The organism is Paracoccus sediminicola (assembly GCF_027912835.1).
Taxonomy (GTDB): Bacteria; Pseudomonadota; Alphaproteobacteria; order Rhodobacterales; family Rhodobacteraceae; genus Paracoccus; species Paracoccus sediminicola.
In genome coordinates, this window is sequence record NZ_CP115768.1 from 846,037 (window position 1) to 862,707 (window position 16,671).

17 protein-coding genes, 1 tRNA gene and 1 pseudogene are annotated in these 16,671 nt (G+C 64.0%); 13 read left to right on the forward strand and 6 right to left on the reverse strand.

Features of this window, described 5'->3' with window-relative positions:
* Positions 1-10 precede the first annotated feature (10 nt).
* A complete protein-coding gene (locus tag PAF18_RS04225) occupies positions 11-460 on the forward strand; it encodes a DUF4174 domain-containing protein (RefSeq protein ID WP_271117375.1) in 450 nt (149 codons plus the stop codon).
* Positions 461-650: 190 nt separating this feature from the next.
* Positions 651-3,302, forward strand: a complete 2,652-nt coding sequence (gene alaS, locus PAF18_RS04230) for an alanine--tRNA ligase (RefSeq protein ID WP_271117376.1) — start codon at positions 651-653, stop codon at positions 3,300-3,302.
* Positions 3,303-3,659: 357 nt separating this feature from the next.
* On the opposite strand, the gene PAF18_RS04235 is transcribed toward alaS, so the two are convergent.
* Complete coding sequence (locus tag PAF18_RS04235) at positions 3,660-3,878, reverse strand: hypothetical protein (protein ID WP_271117377.1); 219 nt, start codon at positions 3,876-3,878, stop codon at positions 3,660-3,662.
* 209 nt (positions 3,879-4,087) lie between these two features.
* On the opposite strand from PAF18_RS04235, the gene PAF18_RS04240 reads away from it, so the two are divergent.
* The 3 genes from PAF18_RS04240 to PAF18_RS04250 all read left to right on the forward strand — a co-directional run bounded on the left by PAF18_RS04240 (position 4,088) and on the right by PAF18_RS04250 (position 6,365).
* Entirely contained in the window at positions 4,088-5,380 is a 1,293-nt protein-coding gene (locus tag PAF18_RS04240) for an adenylosuccinate synthase (RefSeq protein ID WP_271118052.1), read from the forward strand.
* 104 nt (positions 5,381-5,484) lie between these two features.
* Positions 5,485-5,700, forward strand: coding sequence for a DUF2842 domain-containing protein (locus tag PAF18_RS04245; protein WP_271117378.1), 216 nt, complete (start codon positions 5,485-5,487; stop codon positions 5,698-5,700).
* Positions 5,697-6,365 (forward strand): thiamine diphosphokinase, encoded by a 669-nt coding sequence (locus PAF18_RS04250; protein WP_271117379.1) that lies wholly within the window; start codon positions 5,697-5,699, stop codon positions 6,363-6,365. Before PAF18_RS04245 ends, PAF18_RS04250 begins: the two co-directional genes overlap by 4 nt.
* Here PAF18_RS04250 and PAF18_RS04255 read toward each other — a convergent pair.
* Positions 6,343-7,392 carry a dipeptidase gene (locus PAF18_RS04255; protein WP_271117380.1) on the reverse strand — a complete coding sequence of 350 codons (1,050 nt, stop codon included), beginning with the start codon at positions 7,390-7,392 and terminating at the stop codon, positions 6,343-6,345. The two genes, PAF18_RS04250 and PAF18_RS04255, sit on opposite strands and share 23 nt — an antisense overlap.
* Positions 7,393-7,508: 116 nt before the next feature.
* On the opposite strand from PAF18_RS04255, the gene PAF18_RS04260 reads away from it, so the two are divergent.
* The 4 genes from PAF18_RS04260 to PAF18_RS04275 all read left to right on the forward strand — a co-directional run bounded on the left by PAF18_RS04260 (position 7,509) and on the right by PAF18_RS04275 (position 9,325).
* Positions 7,509-7,832, forward strand: coding sequence for an antibiotic biosynthesis monooxygenase family protein (locus PAF18_RS04260; protein WP_271117381.1), 324 nt, complete (start codon positions 7,509-7,511; stop codon positions 7,830-7,832).
* Positions 7,833-7,906: 74 nt separating this feature from the next.
* Positions 7,907-8,542: a ParA family partition ATPase gene (parA, locus tag PAF18_RS04265; protein WP_271117382.1), complete on the forward strand. Its 636-nt coding sequence runs from the start codon at positions 7,907-7,909 to the stop codon at positions 8,540-8,542.
* 89 nt (positions 8,543-8,631) lie between these two features.
* Complete coding sequence (locus tag PAF18_RS04270) at positions 8,632-8,943, forward strand: I78 family peptidase inhibitor (protein ID WP_271117383.1); 312 nt, start codon at positions 8,632-8,634, stop codon at positions 8,941-8,943.
* 121 nt (positions 8,944-9,064) lie between these two features.
* Positions 9,065-9,325, forward strand: a complete 261-nt coding sequence (locus PAF18_RS04275; protein WP_271117384.1) for an I78 family peptidase inhibitor — start codon at positions 9,065-9,067, stop codon at positions 9,323-9,325.
* 51 nt (positions 9,326-9,376) lie between these two features.
* Here the strand turns inward: PAF18_RS04275 and uvrB are convergent, their stop codons facing one another.
* On the reverse strand, positions 9,377-11,563 hold the full coding sequence (gene uvrB, locus PAF18_RS04280) for an excinuclease ABC subunit UvrB (protein ID WP_271117385.1): 2,187 nt from the start codon (positions 11,561-11,563) through the stop codon (positions 9,377-9,379).
* 71 nt (positions 11,564-11,634) lie between these two features.
* Positions 11,635-12,399 carry a superoxide dismutase family protein gene (locus PAF18_RS04285; RefSeq protein WP_271117386.1) on the reverse strand — a complete coding sequence of 255 codons (765 nt, stop codon included), beginning with the start codon at positions 12,397-12,399 and terminating at the stop codon, positions 11,635-11,637.
* Positions 12,400-12,591: 192 nt separating this feature from the next.
* Here PAF18_RS04285 and PAF18_RS04290 point away from each other — a divergent pair, with 192 nt between their 5' ends.
* The 4 genes from PAF18_RS04290 to PAF18_RS04305 all read left to right on the forward strand — a co-directional run bounded on the left by PAF18_RS04290 (position 12,592) and on the right by PAF18_RS04305 (position 14,492).
* A complete protein-coding gene (locus PAF18_RS04290; protein ID WP_271117387.1) occupies positions 12,592-12,903 on the forward strand; it encodes an ETC complex I subunit in 312 nt (103 codons plus the stop codon).
* Between the two features lie 2 nt (positions 12,904-12,905).
* Positions 12,906-13,397 (forward strand): GNAT family N-acetyltransferase, encoded by a 492-nt coding sequence (locus tag PAF18_RS04295; protein ID WP_271117388.1) that lies wholly within the window; start codon positions 12,906-12,908, stop codon positions 13,395-13,397.
* A gap of 209 nt (positions 13,398-13,606) precedes the next feature.
* Positions 13,607-14,353 (forward strand): Hint domain-containing protein, encoded by a 747-nt coding sequence (locus PAF18_RS04300; RefSeq protein WP_271117389.1) that lies wholly within the window; start codon positions 13,607-13,609, stop codon positions 14,351-14,353.
* A gap of 62 nt (positions 14,354-14,415) precedes the next feature.
* A tRNA-Arg gene (locus tag PAF18_RS04305) sits at positions 14,416-14,492 on the forward strand.
* Positions 14,493-15,062: 570 nt separating this feature from the next.
* Here PAF18_RS04305 and PAF18_RS04310 read toward each other — a convergent pair.
* Positions 15,063-16,094 (reverse strand): IS110 family RNA-guided transposase, encoded by a 1,032-nt coding sequence (locus PAF18_RS04310; RefSeq protein WP_271117390.1) that lies wholly within the window; start codon positions 16,092-16,094, stop codon positions 15,063-15,065.
* A gap of 102 nt (positions 16,095-16,196) precedes the next feature.
* Positions 16,197-16,648 (reverse strand): annotated as a pseudogene (locus tag PAF18_RS04315) (IS5 family transposase); the annotation flags it as partial.
* Positions 16,649-16,671: the final 23 nt, after the last annotated feature.

Consider the following 16,671-nt stretch of genomic DNA (forward strand, 5'->3'; position numbering starts at 1 on the left):
TAACGTGACCATGAGATGTTTGGTTGCAATCGCCGCATCTGCGGCGCTGATCGGTGGGGGCGCCATGGGGGCAAGCCTGAAGGAATGGCGGCAGAACAAGGCTGCTCCGATAGAAGCGGCGGAGGTCGATCTCGCGGATTTTCGCTGGGAGGCGCGGCCTGTGGTGGTCATGGCGCAGTCGGCAGACGACGCGGATTACCGCCGTCAGATGGAAATTTTCGCCAGCGCAGCGCCCGAGGTGGCGGATCGCGACATGCTGATCCTGACCGACACCGACCCGGAGGCGGGCGGCACGCTTCGTGACAAGCTCGGCCCGCAGGGCTTTGGCGTCTATCTGATCGGAAAGGATGGCGGAGTAAAATTCTCGTCGGGCGCCCCGGTCGAGATGACCCGCTTCCGCGAGATCATCGACGCCATGCCGATGCGCCGGCGCGAGATGCGCGCCGGGGACGGAGCTTAGATCGTTACGGCCGGTCGCTGCAGCGACCCGGCCTGGCTGTCGCGGCAGCGGCAGCCCCGCGCCCGCCCACCCCAGGCGGGCGCGATCCTTTCCGGCCGGGCAGCAGCGCCCGGCACGGCTTGCACGCAACCCGTGTGGACATGGCCCGCCCGCGCATTTACATCGGGGCGACCAGCCCCGAGGGACCATAATGCCAAGCCTGAACGATATCCGCTCGACCTTTCTCGATTACTTCGCGCGCAACGGCCATGAGGTCGTGCCGTCCTCGCCGCTCGTGCCGCGGAACGACCCGACGCTGATGTTTGCCAATTCAGGCATGGTGCAGTTCAAGAATCTGTTCACCGGGGTCGAGAAACGCGATTATGTGCGGGCGACCTCGTCGCAGAAATGCGTGCGGGCGGGCGGCAAGCATAACGATCTGGACAATGTCGGTTATACCGCGCGGCATCACACATTTTTCGAGATGCTCGGCAATTTCAGCTTCGGCGACTATTTCAAATCCGAAGCGATCCCCTTTGCCTGGGAATTGCTGACCAAGGATTTCGGCATCCCCAAGGACAAGCTGCTGGTCACGGTTTATCACACCGATGACGAGGCGGCCGAGATCTGGAAAAAGGTCGCAGGTCTCAGCGACGACAAGATCATCCGCATCCCGACCAGCGACAATTTCTGGCAGATGGGCCCGACCGGCCCCTGCGGCCCCTGCACCGAAATCTTCTTCGATCATGGCGACCACATCTGGGGCGGTCCTCCCGGCAGCGCGGAAGAGGATGGCGACCGCTTCATCGAGATATGGAACCTCGTCTTCATGCAGAACGAGCAGTTCGAGGACGGCTCGATGCGCGAACTCGACATGCAGTCGATCGATACCGGCATGGGGCTGGAACGGATCGGCGCGCTGTTGCAGGGCAAGCATGACAATTACGACACCGATCTGATGCGCGCGCTGATCGAGGCGTCGGCCCATGCGACGAACTCGGACCCGGACGGACCGGGCAAGGTGCATCACCGGGTGATCGCGGATCATCTGCGCTCGACCTCGTTCCTGCTGGCCGATGGGGTGATGCCGTCCAATGAGGGGCGCGGCTATGTTCTGCGCCGGATCATGCGCCGGGCGATGCGGCACGCGCATATGCTGGGCGTGCAGGAGCCGGTGATGCACAAGCTGGTGCCGTCGCTGGTTCGCCAGATGGGTGCGGCCTATCCCGAACTGTCCCGCGCTCAGCCGATGATCGAGGATTCGCTGCGGTCCGAGGAAACCCGCTTCCGCAAGACGCTGGATCGCGGTCTGCGTCTGCTGGATGATGAATTGGCGAAGCTGCCCGAGGGCAAGGATCTGCCGGGCGAGGCGGCGTTCAAGCTGTATGACACTTACGGCTTCCCGCTGGATCTCACGCAGGACGCGCTGCGCGAGCAGGGGCGGGCGGTCGATATCGCGGGTTTCGATGCGGCTATGGCCGAGCAGAAGGCGCAGGCGCGGGCCGCATGGGCCGGTTCGGGCGAGACCAAGGATGCCGCGATCTGGTTCGAGCTGGGCGAGAAACACGGCGCCACGGAATTCCTCGGCTATGACAGCGAAGAGGCCGAGGGGCAGGTGCTGTCTCTGGTCCGCGACGGGGCCGAGATCGAGACCGCCCAGCAGGGTGAAGCGGTCCAGATCGTGGTGAACCAGTCGCCCTTCTATGCCGAGGCGGGCGGTCAGGTCGGCGATACCGGCACGGTGCAGACCGAGACCGGCATGGCGCGGATTTCCGACACGAAGAAATCCGGCGGCGTGTTCATCCATATCGGCGAGGTCACGATGGGCCAGATCAGCCGGGGACAGGCCGCGAAGCTGGAGGTCGATCACGACCGGCGCGGCGCGATCCGGGCGAACCACTCGGCCACCCATCTGCTGCACGAGGCGCTGCGCCGCCATCTGGGCGATCATGTCGCGCAGCGGGGATCCTTGAACGCGCCGGACCGGCTGCGCTTCGATTTCAGCCATAACCATGCGGTGACGCCCGACGAGATCGGGAAGATCGAGGCCGAGGTGAACGGGTTCATTCGCCAGAACGCGGCGGTGGAAACCCGCATCATGACCCCGGACGACGCGCGCGAGATCGGCGCGCAGGCGCTGTTCGGCGAGAAATACGGCGATGAGGTGCGCGTCGTCTCGATGGGCAAACAGTCCAATTCCGGCAAGGGCACGGATCGCGAGACCTACTCGCTGGAACTTTGCGGCGGGACCCATGTCGCGCGCACGGGCGATATCGGCATGTTCATGCTGCTGAGCGATTCCGCATCCTCGGCCGGTGTCCGTCGGATCGAGGCGCTGACCGGGCAGGCGGCGCTGGAACAGCTCCGCAACTCGGACGCGCAGCTCGGAGAGATCGCCGGGCTGCTGAAGGCGCAGTCGGGGGATGTGGTCAACAAGGTCAAGGCGCTCTCGGATGAGCGCAAGGCCCTGGAACGCGAACTGGCCACGCTGAAGCGCCAGATGGCCATCGGCGGCGGCGCGGATGACGCGAAAGAGGTCGCGGGCATCAAGTTCATCGGCCGCCGCGTCGAGGGCGTCACCGGCAAGGAACTCGCCCCGCTGATCGAGGAGATGAAGCAGAAGCTGGGTTCCGGCGCGGTGCTGCTGATGGCCGAGGCCGGGGGCAAGGCGGCTGTGGCGGCAGGTGTCACGCAGGATCTGACCGACCGGATTTCGGCGGTGTCGCTGGTCCAGGCCGCAACCGAGGCACTTGGTGGCAAGGGCGGCGGCGGCCGTCCCGACCGGGCTCAGGGTGGTGCGCCGTCGCTGGATGCGGCGGATGCGGCCATTGCCGCGGCCGAGCGGGTTCTTGAAGCAGGCTGAGCCGGGAAGGGGGCTCTGCCCCCTGCGGCTGCGCCGCTCCCCCGAGGTATTTCGCGCACCGAAGATCCCGCTAACCGAATCCTAAGCTTTGCGCTCGAGACTGGCAGAGCGGTACAGGCAGAGGTGCCGATGACCGCCACCGAAGATGCCGCACCCTGCCGGGATGAGCGCCCGCGCAGGGTGCGTGCGGCTCATCTTCGGTGCGATGAAATACCTCGGGGGGGCGCGGCGCGCAGCGCCGTGCGGGGGCAGAGCCCCCTCTGTCGGCGCCGGAACGGAAGATGCCCGCCGGTAGGCGTCCGGCGGGCGGTATTCGGGTGTCACAGGGCGCTGATCATGATCCCGTGCCCGCGCCGGTCAGATCCAGGCTTTGTCGCGGAAGACATATAGTGCGATCTGGTCGCGGGTGATGCCGAGCGCGGCAAGCTCTTTGTCGGTTTTGGCCTGAAGCGCCTCGATCTCCTGGCAGCGGGCATTTGTACGCATGATCTGCTCGATCATGTTCCAGCCGCGCGACAGGATGGCGGAAAGACGGCCGCGAAGGTCAAGGCTTCTGGTGCTGTTGTCGATGGTCATTCGGAAACCCTCTCAATATCGTTCGAACGGTTTCCTCCCTTGTTGGCAGGTTAGGGCAACATGGTCAGGCATGACCACCGACAATGCTGCAAGGCAGCATTGCGCCTGGGGCCTAGCCGTGGGGTGATTTCCGCCCGGAAATACGCTTTCCCCGCCGCCGCTGCGCGACTATACCGGCGGCGGCATTCATGACCCGGAAGGAACGCAACATGGCGAATGTGGTGGTTGTCGGCGCGCAGTGGGGCGACGAGGGCAAGGGCAAGATCGTGGACTGGCTGTCCGAACGGGCCGAGATCATCGCCCGCTTCCAGGGCGGCCATAATGCCGGCCACACGCTCGTCATCGGCGACCAGGTCTATAAGCTGTCGCTGCTGCCATCGGGTATCGTGCGTCAGGACAAGCTGGCGGTGATCGGCAATGGCGTTGTGCTGGACCCGTGGTCGCTTTTCGCCGAGATCGACAAGCTGGCCGGGCAGGGCGTGCGCATCACCACGGATAATCTCATCATTGCGGAAAATACCCCGCTGATCCTGCCGCTGCATCAGGATCTCGACAAGCTGCGCGAAGAGGCCGCGGGTGCGGCAAAGATCGGCACCACCGGACGCGGCATCGGCCCGGCCTACGAGGACAAGGTCGGGCGCCGCTCGATCCGGCTGGCCGATCTGGGCGATGACGAGACGCTTGACGCGCGGCTTGACCGGTTGCTGGCCCATCACGATGCGCTGCGCAAGGGGCTCGGCGCGGCGCCTATCGACCGCGCGGCGCTGAAGGCTCAGCTGACCGAGATCGCGCCGAAGCTGCTGCCCTATGCCGCCCCGGTGTGGAAATTGCTGAACGATGCCCGCAAGAGCGGCAAGCGCATCCTTTTCGAAGGCGCGCAGGGCAGTCTGCTGGACATCGATTTCGGCACTTATCCCTATGTCACCAGCTCGACCACCATGTCGGGCATGGCCGCCACCGGCACCGGGCTTGGCCCGAGCGCCATCGACTTCGTTCTGGGCATCGTGAAGGCCTATACCACCCGCGTCGGCGAAGGCCCGTTCCCGACCGAGCTGGACGATGCGGACGGTCAGCGCCTTGGCGAGCGGGGCCACGAATTCGGCACCGTCACCGGGCGCAAGCGGCGCTGTGGCTGGTTCGATGCGGTTCTGGTGCGCCAGACCTGCGCGATCAGCGGGGTGAACGGCATCGCGCTGACCAAGCTGGATGTGCTGGACGGTTTCGAGACGCTGAAGATCTGCGTCGGCTACGAGATCGACGGCGAGGTCTATGATTATCTGCCGACCGCCGCCGCGCTTCAGGCCAGGGTGAAGCCGGTCTATGAGGAACTGCCCGGATGGTCTGAATCGACCGAGGGCGCCCGAAGCTGGGCCGATCTGCCCGCCGCCGCGATCAAATATGTGCGCCGCGTCGAAGAGCTGATCCAGTGCCCGGTGGCGCTGCTGTCGACCAGTCCAGAGCGCGATGATACCATCCTCGTCACCGATCCTTTCGCGGATTGAGTGGGCCCGTCGCACCGCATGTTCCGGCCGAAGTCGCCGGCGCATCGGGACGGGGTGCAGGGGACGCGCGCAGGGGCCGTCAAGATGGCCGGAAGGAAGAGCAAATGAATCTCAAGACCCGCAAGCGGCTGTCGCTGTTGCTCCTCGTGCTGGGATTGCCGGGCTATATCGTCGTCGCCTGGATGCTCTCGGCCTGGGTGAATGACAGCTTCGGGCGGCTGCCGATCTGGGCCGAGCTGCTGCTTTTCGTGGCGCTCGGCATCGTCTGGGCGCTGCCGTTCAAGCGCGTTTTCACCGGAATCGGCAAGGACGAAGGGTGAGCGCGGCGCTGGTCCGGGCGGCAAGCGGTGTCACGCTGATCGGTGGCGGGGCGGTCACGGCAGAAGATCTGGCGCTGGCCTTGTCTAATGCCCCGCATCTGGTGGCGGCGGATGGCGGGGCCGATGCCGCGCTTGATCTGGGTCACTGGCCAGAGCTTGCCATCGGCGATTTCGATTCGATCTCGCAGAGCGCGCGCGCGAGGCTGGGACCCGACCGGCTTGCCCATATCGCCGAACAGGACAGCACCGATTTCGGCAAGGCGCTGAGCCGCATCTCCGCCCGATATGTCATCGCGGTCGGGTTTTCCGGGCGGCGCTTGGATCATACGCTGGCGGCGCTGAACGTGATGACGCGCCACCCGTCTCCGCCCTGCATCATGCTCGCCGCCGAGGATATCGCCTTTCTCGCCCCGCCCGATCTCATGCTGCGACTGCCCACGGGCAGCAGGGTATCGCTGTTTCCCATGGGGGCGTCGCGTGGCCGCAGCGAGGGGCTTCGCTGGCCCATTGACGGGATCGGGTTTACGACCGATGGCCGCGTCGGCACCTCGAACGAGGTCACCGGCCCGGTGCGTCTGACGATCGACGGGAATATGCTGGTGATGCTGCCGCGAGAAGCGCTGGAGACGGTCCTGGCGGCGCTTACCGCTCCCAGCTCCGCCTGAGCAGATCCATCCAGTTCCGCCAGGCGATCTTTTCGATCAGCATTTCGCCATAGCCATGGGCCCGCATCGCCGAGATCAGCGCGGGCAGGGCGGCGGCGTCGGAAAGATCATGCGGCATCTGCGCGCCATCGAAATCCGAGCCGAGCGCGACGCCGTTTTCGCCAAGGCGATCAATGAGATGGTCGAGATGCCTCAGATAGGGGTCGAAGCCGTCAAAGGGCAGGCGGCACCCATCCTCGCGGATGAATCCTGCGGCAAAGTTCAGCCCGACGAGGCCATCCGTGCCTGCAATCACCTCAAGCTGCGCATCGGTCAGGTTGCGGGTCGATGCGCTGACTGCGTGAGCGCCTGAATGGGTGCTGACCAGCGGTGCATTGCTGATCCGCGCGACGTCTTCGACGCCTTTCGCGTTCAGATGCGCCAGATCGACGAGAATGCGCAGCCTGTCGCATTCCGCGATCAGATCCTTCCCCGCATCGGTCAGACCCGGCCCGCTATCGGGACTGCCGGGGAACTCGAACGGCACCCCGAACCCATAGTCATTGCGCCGCGACCAGACCGGCCCCAGCGAACGCAGCCCCATCCGGTGCCACAGATGCAGCATGTCGAGATCGGCGATGCCCTCTACCCCCTCCATATGAAGGATCGCGGCGATACGGCCCTCTTCCTTGGCGGCGAGGATCTCGTCCACATTGCGGCAGATGGACAGGCTGCCATGACGTTCCAGCGCGGTGAGCTTTGCGGTCAGCCGCAGCATATGCGCCGTGGCGGCATCGGTGTCGATCGGCTCGGCCAGTGGCACCGCATAGGGCGGGCGCTCTTGCTGCTCCTGCCAGTCGATCCCGTCGGGATCGGGGGGCGAGGGTGCCCATAGCGCGAAGAACCCGCCGAACATGCCGCCCTGACGCAGCCGGGGCAGGTCGATATGGCCGCTGCCGTCACCCTCGACCCAGATTGCGAGCGGGTCGGCGCCCTCGGAAAGCAGGCGTTGCAGGAAATCGTTATGGCCGTCAAATACCGGGATCATCCGCTGCTCCGTCTGGTTGCGATGCGATGTTGATCGATCCTGCGCCACCCCGCAAGCCGCTTTGCCGCGGCCCCGATCCGTGGCAGGCTGACCCGCATCAAGGCAAGGAGAGGGACATGCCCCAGATTCGCAGCGATTTCGATGGCCAGACCGTCATCACCACCTTCGATGTCACGCCGGGCACTGCCCATGACGTTCTGGACGCGCTCACCGATGCCTGGGACAAGGTCATCAGCCAGCAACCCGGCTTCATCGGGGGCGCGGTGCATCTGAACGACGCCCAGACCCGCATCGCCACCTATTCGCAATGGGAAACGCGGGGCGATTACCAGGCGATGCTGCGCACTCAGGAGATGCGCGAGCGCAACCGGGTCATCCACGGTCTCTGCCGCAGCTTCGAGCCGGTCATGTACGAGGTGCAGGGCGTGTTCGGGCAATGATGCAGACGCAGAAACCCCGTGCAAAGCCGCAACGCCGCCGCTAGGATCGCCGCAGGGCAGAAACAGGGGGCAGAATGGCCGGACGCATCATCACCGTCGCGCAACAGAAGGGTGGCTCGGGCAAGACCACGCTCACCGCGAATCTCGCCATCGAGATGAGGGCGCGGGGGCTCAGCGTGGCGCTTGTGGATACCGATCCGCAGGGCAGTCTCGGCCGCTGGTTCATCGAGCGGATGGAGCGTCTGGGCGAGGATGACGGGATGGAGTTCTCGACCTCATCGGCCTGGGGTGCGTCCTATGAGAGCGAGAAGCTGAAAAAGCGCTTCGACATCGTCATCATCGACACGCCGCCCAAGATCGACAGCGATCTGCGACCGGCGCTGCGCGTGGCCGATCTGGTGGTCGTGCCCGTCGCATCGAGCCAGGTCGATCTTTGGGCGACCGAGGGGGTTCTGGACCTGGCGCGGCGCGAAAAGGCGCCGGTTCTCGTGGTGCTGAACCGGGCGCGGCCCAACACACGGCTCGGTGCGGAGGTGGCGGAAAACGCCGCCGCGCTCGGGGCCGAGCTGGCGCAGGCTCAGATCGGCAATCGGGTCGCCTATGCCGAGACGCTCGGGCTGGGGCTCTCGGTCCGCGAGCGCAGCGATGCCCGCCCCGCACGCGACGAGCTGGCGCGCCTTGCCGACGAGGTGATCCGTCTTTGCGATTAAGCGCCGGTTCTAAAGGCCATGGCATGTGTTCCCCCGCGTGACGTGGCGTGTCTTCCATTGAGGGGATGGAGTAAGGTCGAATGGTCTCGATGAAAAAATGGTCTTTCATTGCCCTTCCGCTCACGCTGATGGGCTGTGAGCCGATGCCGGAAGAGCAGGAGGTCAGCAATCCGCTGGCCAACGAAGAAGCGGCCTGCACAGCCGATCAGTATCAGCAATATATCGGGCAGAGATCGCCGCAAATCACCCTGCCTGCAGGCACCGTCTTCCGGCACTACCGTACCGATCCGGTCGTCAACGAGGATGGCTCGATCAACGTGGTGACTCTGGATTACTATCCGTCGCGGCTGAACTTCGAATATGATCGCCACGGCACATTGGTCGATGTCAACTGCGGATAAGCGATTGCGACGCGGCCCAAGCTGTCCGCCATGGCAGGGGGATCACGTCGGATCACCTCTGCGCCAGCCTGCTTGACCGCGGCATCACGCTGCGATCTGCTGGCCGGGAAAGGATCTGTTCATGCGCCCCTTGCTGACTCTTCCCGCCGCCGCTCTGTTCATGGGTTGCACGCCTTCCCTCCCGGAAAGCGAGCTGCCACCGCGCTGCGGTCCCGGCTACGAAACACTCGTCGGCACCAATGTCGGGGCGGTCACACTGCCGCGCAGCCTGCCTCATCGGATTATCCAGCCCGGAGCCACCACGGCCGAAGAGATCAACCCGGCGCGGCTTAATCTCTTTGTTGACGATAAGGGCTTCATCGAGCGTGTCAGCTGCGGCTGAAAACCTCATCTTTGGCGTTTAACACACTGATTCAGCGCAGATAATCCGCGTCTAACGCCGCCGCTTCGACCTCTTGTTGCCGCCGCGCTGACCGGCGCGACCGGCGGTTGAGCGGCCCGAACTGCTCAGCGCGGCCTCCGTCGCCTCTTCGATCGCGGATTGCCGCGCCATCGGGTCGTCTGCCACGGCGAGATCCACCGCTTCGAGCCGCTTCACCTCATCACGCAGCCGCGCGGCTTCCTCGAATTCCAGATTCTCGGCAGCCTTGCGCATCTGCGCCCGCAGCGCATCGAGATGAGCGGCCAGATTCGCGCCGACCATCGGCTTGTCCACCTTGGTCGTGATCCGCGACTGGTCCGTGTCGCCCTGCCACAGCCCGGCCAGCACATCCTCGACATTCTTGCGCACCGTCTGCGGCGTGATGCCGTGTTCCTCGTTATAGGCGATCTGCTTGGCCCGGCGACGCTCTGTCTCGGCAATGGCACGCTCCATGCTGCCGGTCATGTTGTCGGCATACATGATGACGCGCCCATCGGCGTTGCGCGCCGCGCGGCCAATGGTCTGGATCAGCGAAGTCTCTGACCGCAGGAAGCCTTCCTTGTCGGCATCGAGGATCGCCACCAGTCCACATTCAGGAATATCAAGGCCTTCGCGCAACAAGTTGATGCCAACCAGCACATCGAAGGCGCCAAGACGAAGATCGCGCAGGATCTCGATCCGCTCGATCGTATCGATGTCGGAATGCATATAGCGGACCTTGATCCCCTGCTCGTGCAGATATTCGGTCAGATCCTCGGCCATGCGCTTGGTCAGCGTCGTGACCAGTGTGCGCATCCCGTTGGCAGTCACCTTGCGCACCTCGTCCAGCAGGTCGTCCACCTGCATCTCGACCGGGCGGATTTCGACCTGCGGGTCAAGAAGTCCGGTCGGGCGGATCACCTGTTCGGTGAAGACGCCGCCGGTCTGGTCCAGTTCCCAGTCCTTGGGCGTAGCCGAGACGAAGATCGACTGGGTCCGCATCGCGTCCCATTCCTCGAATTTCAGCGGCCGGTTATCCATGCAGGAGGGCAGGCGGAACCCGTGTTCGGCCAGCGTGAACTTGCGCCGGTAGTCGCCGCGATACATGCCGCCGATCTGCGGCACGCTGACATGGGATTCATCCGCGAAAACAATGGCGTTATCCGGGATGAACTCGAAAAGCGTCGGGGGTGGCTCGCCCGGCGAGCGGCCGGTGAGATAGCGCGAGTAATTCTCGATCCCGTTGCAGACGCCGGTCGCCTCGAGCATCTCGAGATCGAAATTCGTCCGCTGTTCCAGCCGCTGCGCCTCGAGCAGTTTGCCTTCGTCGTTCAGCTGTTCCAGCCGTGTCCTGAGCTCTTGCTTGATGCCCTTGATCGCGGTCTGCATCGTTGGGCGCGGGGTGACGTAATGGCTGTTCGCATAGATGCGGATCTGCTTGAACTCATCCGCTTTTGCGCCGGTCAGCGGATCGAATTCCGTAATCTTTTCAAGCTCTGGCCCAAAGAAGTCAAAGCGCCAGGCGCGGTCTTCCAGGTGCGCCGGCCAAAGCTCGATCACGTCGCCGCGCACCCGGAAGCCGCCGCGCTGAAACGCCGCATCGAGCCGCCGATATTGCTGCGCGACCAGCTGACCGATGAATTCGCGCTGATCATACATCTCGCCCACGACCATGTCCTGGGTCATCGCCGAATATGTCTCGACCGAGCCGATACCGTAGATGCAGGAGACCGAGGCAACGATGATCACATCATCACGTTCCAGAAGCGCCCGCGTCGCGGAATGGCGCATCCGGTCGATGGCCTCGTTGATCTGGGATTCCTTCTCGATATAGGTATCGGAGCGCGGGACATAGGCCTCGGGCTGATAGTAATCATAGTAGGAAACGAAATATTCCACGGCATTATCGGGGAAGAACCCCTTGAATTCGCCGTATAATTGCGCCGCAAGCGTCTTGTTGGGCGCGAGGATGATCGCCGGGCGCTGTGTCTCTTCGATCACCTTGGCCATGGTGTAGGTCTTGCCGGTGCCGGTGGCGCCAAGCAGCACCTGATCGCGCTCGTTGTCACGCACACCCTGAGACAGCTCGGCAATGGCGGTCGGCTGATCGCCTGCCGGCTGAAACTCGGTCTGCATGACAAAGCGCCGCCCGCCTTCCAGCTTGGGGCGGGTAACTTCGGGAAAGCGCGCGACCGGCGCGTTGGTGTTGTTGTGACCCATCTGAGGCTCGCGGCGAGAGTTCCGGTTGTGTTCACCTAGCAGATCGGCTCTCGCCGCGAAAGTTCAACCCCTCATCCTGCTTCGGCGATTACCGCGCATCCGAGCCGGTCCCCCGCGTCGCCGCTGGGTTGCGACCGATAGTCATCCGCCGCGCTGTGAATCATGAATGCGGTGCCGTCGCCATCATTCACCAGATCAGAGGTGAGGTTCGGGACGAAATAGGTCACCGAGATCTCGCCACTCTCTGGCACGGTGATATTCGGCAGGTCGCCCGGATGCGGGCCGCCCGCGTTCAACACGCCGTGTTCCATGTCTCCGGCCAGATGGTCGCCGGCGGAATCGAACGGCGCTTCACATTGGCCGGTTTCGTGGAAATGCACGCCATGCGTGCCGGGCTCGACGCCGCTGAACGAGATATCGACCACGGCAAGCCCCGACGCGGCGAAAACAAGCTCGACCGATCCGACCTGCGCGCCCTCGGCATCAGAGATCGTCGCGGAGAGCGCCGGTTCGGCGCTTGCGGTGGCCTCGGAAGCGGTGCTCTGGCCCTCGGTGCCGCTATCCTCGGTCTCTGGGCTTTCGGTCTCGGAGTTTTCGGTCTCGGCGTCTTGTCTGTCGCCGGATCCGTCAGCGCTCGCATCGGCGGCTTCCGCTGCATCGCCGGACGCATCGCCGCTGTCGGCGGTGTCGCCCTCCGGTGTGGTTTCGGCGGGCATCGACCCTTCCTCGGGGACCTCCGAGGTTGCCGCATCGGATGACGTTTCCTGCGCCATTGCCGCGCCCGAGGCCATCAATGCTGCCAGGATCGTCGCATAAAATTCTGATTTGAAGTGCATTTCTCGTTCTCCGCAAGAGATGATGAGTTGCATCGGTGCGCCATGGTGAAATCGCGTTTCGCGCGCCGTAGCGGTTCAACGCAAAGCTGAATGCTTCGTTCCTGCGCGCCCGCGCTGTGGCGGGTTCGGGGACTTGCGCGCCGGGCAAGACTGTCGGATAACGAAAGCGCCCAAAGCCATAGGAATACTGCGATGCGCGTCCGTATCTATCAGCCCGCCCGTAACGCTATGCAGTCCGGCATGGCTCGCACCCGCGATTGGGTGCTGGACTTTCCGCAGGCGGATAAGCGCGACATTGACCCGCTGATGGGCTGGACCAGCTCGGACGATACGCAATCGCAGGTGCGGCTGCGCTTTCCGACCCGGGAAGAGGCAGAGGCCTATGCGCGCGAGCGTGGTCTGGATTATGTCGTCGCCGAGCCGCATAAGCGCGGCCAGAATATCCGCCCGCGCGGCTATGGCGAAAACTTCGCGACCGACCGGCGCGCGCCCTGGACGCATTGATCTTGAACAGATTCAGCGTCGAGGCTGCCGATCCGCGTGATCCGGAACTGGACCTGCTGTTTGCGCGCCACAGCGAATTCTGCCACGCCGACACGCCGCCGGAATCCATGCATATGATGGATCGCGCCGATCTGGCCGCGCCGGGTATCCGTTTCCTCATATTGCGCGGTGAGGAGGCTCCGCTGGCGATGGGGGCGCTGAAGTCGCTTGGCGATGGCACGGTCGAGTTGAAATCCATGCATGTGCTGGAAGAGGCGCGCGCCAGCGGCGCGGCGCGGCACATGCTCGGCGCGCTGATCGACGCGGCCCGCGGCATGGGCGCAACCGCGATTTGTCTGGAGACAGGTGCGCAACCCAGCTTTGCCCCGGCGCGGGCGTTTTACGGGCGGGCCGGGTTTGCGGCTTGCGGGCCTTTCGGAAGTTACGATGAAGATCCGATGAGTCTTTTCATGCGGCTCGAAATCTCTGCGAAGGGCGAGGCGCTATCCGGCTAGAGCGTCGTGCCCCAGTGCCAGATATGCAGCCCTGCCTGAGCGCGGCTGTAACGACGTCACGTCGTAACATGAATCTTCATATTGTATGCTGAATTTGGCGGTTCTAGCCTGACGCTCGGCAAACGGAAAAGCGCCGCCATCGTCCGCAGGTCTGGTGCGGGGTTTGGCGTTTCCGAACTCAGAAAGTTGCGACGCGTAGGAATGGGCCGATGGATAACGCCAGCAGATCGCGCTCCGCTGATTGGCTGCTGACCGGCTGCGACCCCGTGCCGGTCCCGCCACCTTCGGCACAAGAGGCGCCCCCGCAGCATGCTCTGACCCTTGCCCATTCAGACGCGGCACGTATCGGGGGGGACGCGCTGATCCTCACCACCCGCGGAGAGATGCGGGCCGATCAGCTTTGCCGGGGCATGCAGATCGTGACGCTGGATGACGGGCCGCAGCCGCTTCGCTGGGTCGGGCGGCAGCCGGAGGACGCGTCGCGGCTGGCCGCTGCGCCCGAGATGCTTCCCATCCGCATCCGCGCCGGTGCGCTTGGTCCGGACACGCCATGCGCCGATCTTCTGGTTTCGCAGCAGCACCGCATCCTCGTGCGCTCGCGGATCGCCGAGCGGATCTTCGGCGCTGCCGAGGTGCTGGTCACGGCGCGTCAGCTTTGTCAGCTGCCGGGCATCGACATCGCCGATGATGTTACGCGGATCGACTATGTCCATCTTCTGCTTGATGCGCATCAGATCCTGCGCGCGAACGGGGCATGGGCCGAGTCGCTGCGCACCCCGCACCAGTTGCCGGGCTCGACCGATCCGGCCGCGCTGGCCGAGATCTTCGCGCTGTGTCCCGAACTGCGCCAGATGCAGGAGCGCCCGCCCGCGCGGACCCTCGCTTCGGGACGTATGGGCAGAAGACTCGCCGTGCGGCATCTGCAAAACCGCAAGCCGCTCTTTCAGCATCGCTAGAGCGCCGATCCGGGCGTTTTCCGTTGCGCCGCGGCCCGTTTTACGCCATCAGGCGGTCGCGCGGCCCCGTAGCTCAACTGGATAGAGCAGGGACCTTCTAAGTCCAAGGTTGAGGGTTCGATTCCTTCCGGGGTCGCCAGCGTATTGCCAGAGATCAATTCCAATGACAGCGAATATATGCGCAAAATGAAGCAGTAGCTTGCGCCAAACGGAGTTCTGTATACGCTCGGCGCTAAAATTCTCGCAATTAATTCAATTTGTTACGCGTGGCCTTCTGGTCTTGTTGGGGTTGTTTATCCGGGTGGCTTTTGCTCGTATTTGACAGGGCGGTCGATACTCCTCCAATTAATAACACCAAGGTTCCGGAACACTTCATTCTAGGTTCAGGACTTCGGTAACGGGGTCGTCTCAGTCAAGCCATTTCACGCATGCGCCGTCGTCCGCGAATTGGCGGTTTCAGGTTTGTTATGATCGTCGCACGTCTGGCACAGCCAACTTCGTCTGAGGCAACCTGGGTGCATGCTTCGGTCCGTGGTCGGCGCGCAGGCCGCCAACATGATGCTGGTTCAATGCAGGTCCGATGTGCCCATCTCATTGGCGTGCTCGATGTGGTTCGGCAACAGTCCTGACCACGACATCATCGGAACCGCGTCCCATGGGGACCTGGAAGGCCTGCGGTCAGGCAGGCGACGGTGAAGCGCTTGGCCGATCAGGCTGCTTGCGGAACCTCAATCTCGGATCGGAAGGTTGTGCCGTCAGTCCATATCCGGTGCAGGATCACGCTGATGCGCCGGGCAAGGGCGACCATGGCCCGTTTTGCGCCACGACGGCGCGCGACCTGCACTGCCCATGTTCTCAGCCACGTCGAGCGACCACGATGCATCATGACCGTCGCCGCCTGGCACAGCGCACGCCGCAGGTTGACGTCCCCTGCTTTGGTGATCCCGCCGGAGATGTCGCGTTCGCCTGACTGGTTGCGTGAAGGCGTGAGGCCGACCCATGGCCCGACCTTCTTCGACGACGTGAACCGCGAGGGGTCATCAACTGCGGAACGGTAGGTCAGCGCCACGACCGCGCCCACGCCCGGCATCGACATCAGACGGCGACAGACAGGGTCGTCTTGCGCCAACTGACGGACCCGGCGTTCCAATCCTGCAAGCTCCTGTCGAAGGGATGCCCGCGCTCGCAGCATCGGCTCGGTCGCGGCGAACAGCATCGGGTTGTCTACCGTCAGCTCTCGGATGCGGTGCTCGAACCTGCCGCGGGAGATCGCGCCGACCTTCAGCCCGAAGTTCCGCAGCAGTCCACGCAATGACAGCTCCAGAGTGATAAAGCCCTGCTGCACGGCTTTGCGGGCACTGAGCAGAGCCCGCACTTCCTGCGCCGAGACGGATTTGCAATGGACGGGCCGGAACCAGCCGAGATGAAGCAGGCGCGCAATGCCCTCGGCATCCCGTCGGTCCGTCTTGATCGGCATCGCCTTCAGGGCACCCTTCACCTGCCGGGTCTCCATCAGCACCACACTCAGGCCCGCCTCGGTCATGCCACGATGCAGCCATTGCGACAGGGGGCCGGCTTCGAGACCGACGACCGCGATGGTGCCCTCCAAGTGCCCAATCCAGCGCGCCAGCGCCTCCGGCTCGCTGGCCGCCTGCGCCTCTCTCACGATCTTCCCATGCTCGCTGATGACGCAGATCGCGGTCTTCTCCAGCGACACGTCCAGTCCGACAAACAGCTTCATTCCGCAGTCCCACAGATGGATCCAATACGGGAATGGCGCCAGATTGCCCTCGGTATGACAACGGTAACGGGCAGGTCGCAGCGCAGGCCCCGTTACGGTATCTCATAGCCAGTAGATGACGAGTGCTGCGAGGGCGATGGCTGACAGGAAGACCTTCGGGCACCTATCGTAGCGGGTTGCCACACGCCGCCAATCCTTGAGCCTGCCGAACATGATCTCGATCCGGTTCCGGCGTTTGTACCGACGCTTGTCGTACTTTACCGGTTTCTTCCGCTGCTTCCGGCCAGGGATGCAGGCGCGTATCCCTTTGTCTTTCAACGCTTCCCGGAACCAATCGACATCCGGCAGGCTGTTTAGCAATGCTCGTGCGCCAATGTAATCGCTGACCTGACCGGCGGTGACGAACAGGTTCAGCGGGCGGCCCTGGCTATCGCAGATGGCATGCAACTTGGTGTTCATGCCGCCCTTGGTGCGACCGATCAGGCGTCCGCGCCCCCTTTTTTGACGCCCAAACTGGTCGCGGTACGGTGGGCCTTCAGGTAAGCAGACTCTACACCAAAGCGAGGGCGTTCCCGGG

Bases quoted from the DNA above. Each gene is read 5' to 3' on its own strand.
- PAF18_RS04225 (WP_271117375.1), top strand. From the start codon at position 11: ATGAGATGTTTGGTTGCAATCGCCGCATCTGCGGCGCTGATCGGTGGG.
- alaS (WP_271117376.1), top strand. From the start codon at position 651: ATGCCAAGCCTGAACGATATCCGCTCGACCTTTCTCGATTACTTCGCG.
- PAF18_RS04235 (WP_271117377.1), bottom strand. From the start codon at position 3,878: ATGACCATCGACAACAGCACCAGAAGCCTTGACCTTCGCGGCCGTCTT.
- PAF18_RS04240 (WP_271118052.1), top strand. From the start codon at position 4,088: ATGGCGAATGTGGTGGTTGTCGGCGCGCAGTGGGGCGACGAGGGCAAG.
- PAF18_RS04245 (WP_271117378.1), top strand. From the start codon at position 5,485: ATGAATCTCAAGACCCGCAAGCGGCTGTCGCTGTTGCTCCTCGTGCTG.
- PAF18_RS04255 (WP_271117380.1), bottom strand. From the start codon at position 7,392: ATGATCCCGGTATTTGACGGCCATAACGATTTCCTGCAACGCCTGCTT.
- PAF18_RS04260 (WP_271117381.1), top strand. From the start codon at position 7,509: ATGCCCCAGATTCGCAGCGATTTCGATGGCCAGACCGTCATCACCACC.
- parA (WP_271117382.1), top strand. From the start codon at position 7,907: ATGGCCGGACGCATCATCACCGTCGCGCAACAGAAGGGTGGCTCGGGC.
- PAF18_RS04270 (WP_271117383.1), top strand. From the start codon at position 8,632: ATGAAAAAATGGTCTTTCATTGCCCTTCCGCTCACGCTGATGGGCTGT.
- PAF18_RS04275 (WP_271117384.1), top strand. From the start codon at position 9,065: ATGCGCCCCTTGCTGACTCTTCCCGCCGCCGCTCTGTTCATGGGTTGC.
- uvrB (WP_271117385.1), bottom strand. From the start codon at position 11,563: ATGGGTCACAACAACACCAACGCGCCGGTCGCGCGCTTTCCCGAAGTT.
- PAF18_RS04285 (WP_271117386.1), bottom strand. From the start codon at position 12,399: ATGCACTTCAAATCAGAATTTTATGCGACGATCCTGGCAGCATTGATG.
- PAF18_RS04290 (WP_271117387.1), top strand. From the start codon at position 12,592: ATGCGCGTCCGTATCTATCAGCCCGCCCGTAACGCTATGCAGTCCGGC.
- PAF18_RS04300 (WP_271117389.1), top strand. From the start codon at position 13,607: ATGGATAACGCCAGCAGATCGCGCTCCGCTGATTGGCTGCTGACCGGC.
- PAF18_RS04310 (WP_271117390.1), bottom strand. From the start codon at position 16,094: ATGAAGCTGTTTGTCGGACTGGACGTGTCGCTGGAGAAGACCGCGATC.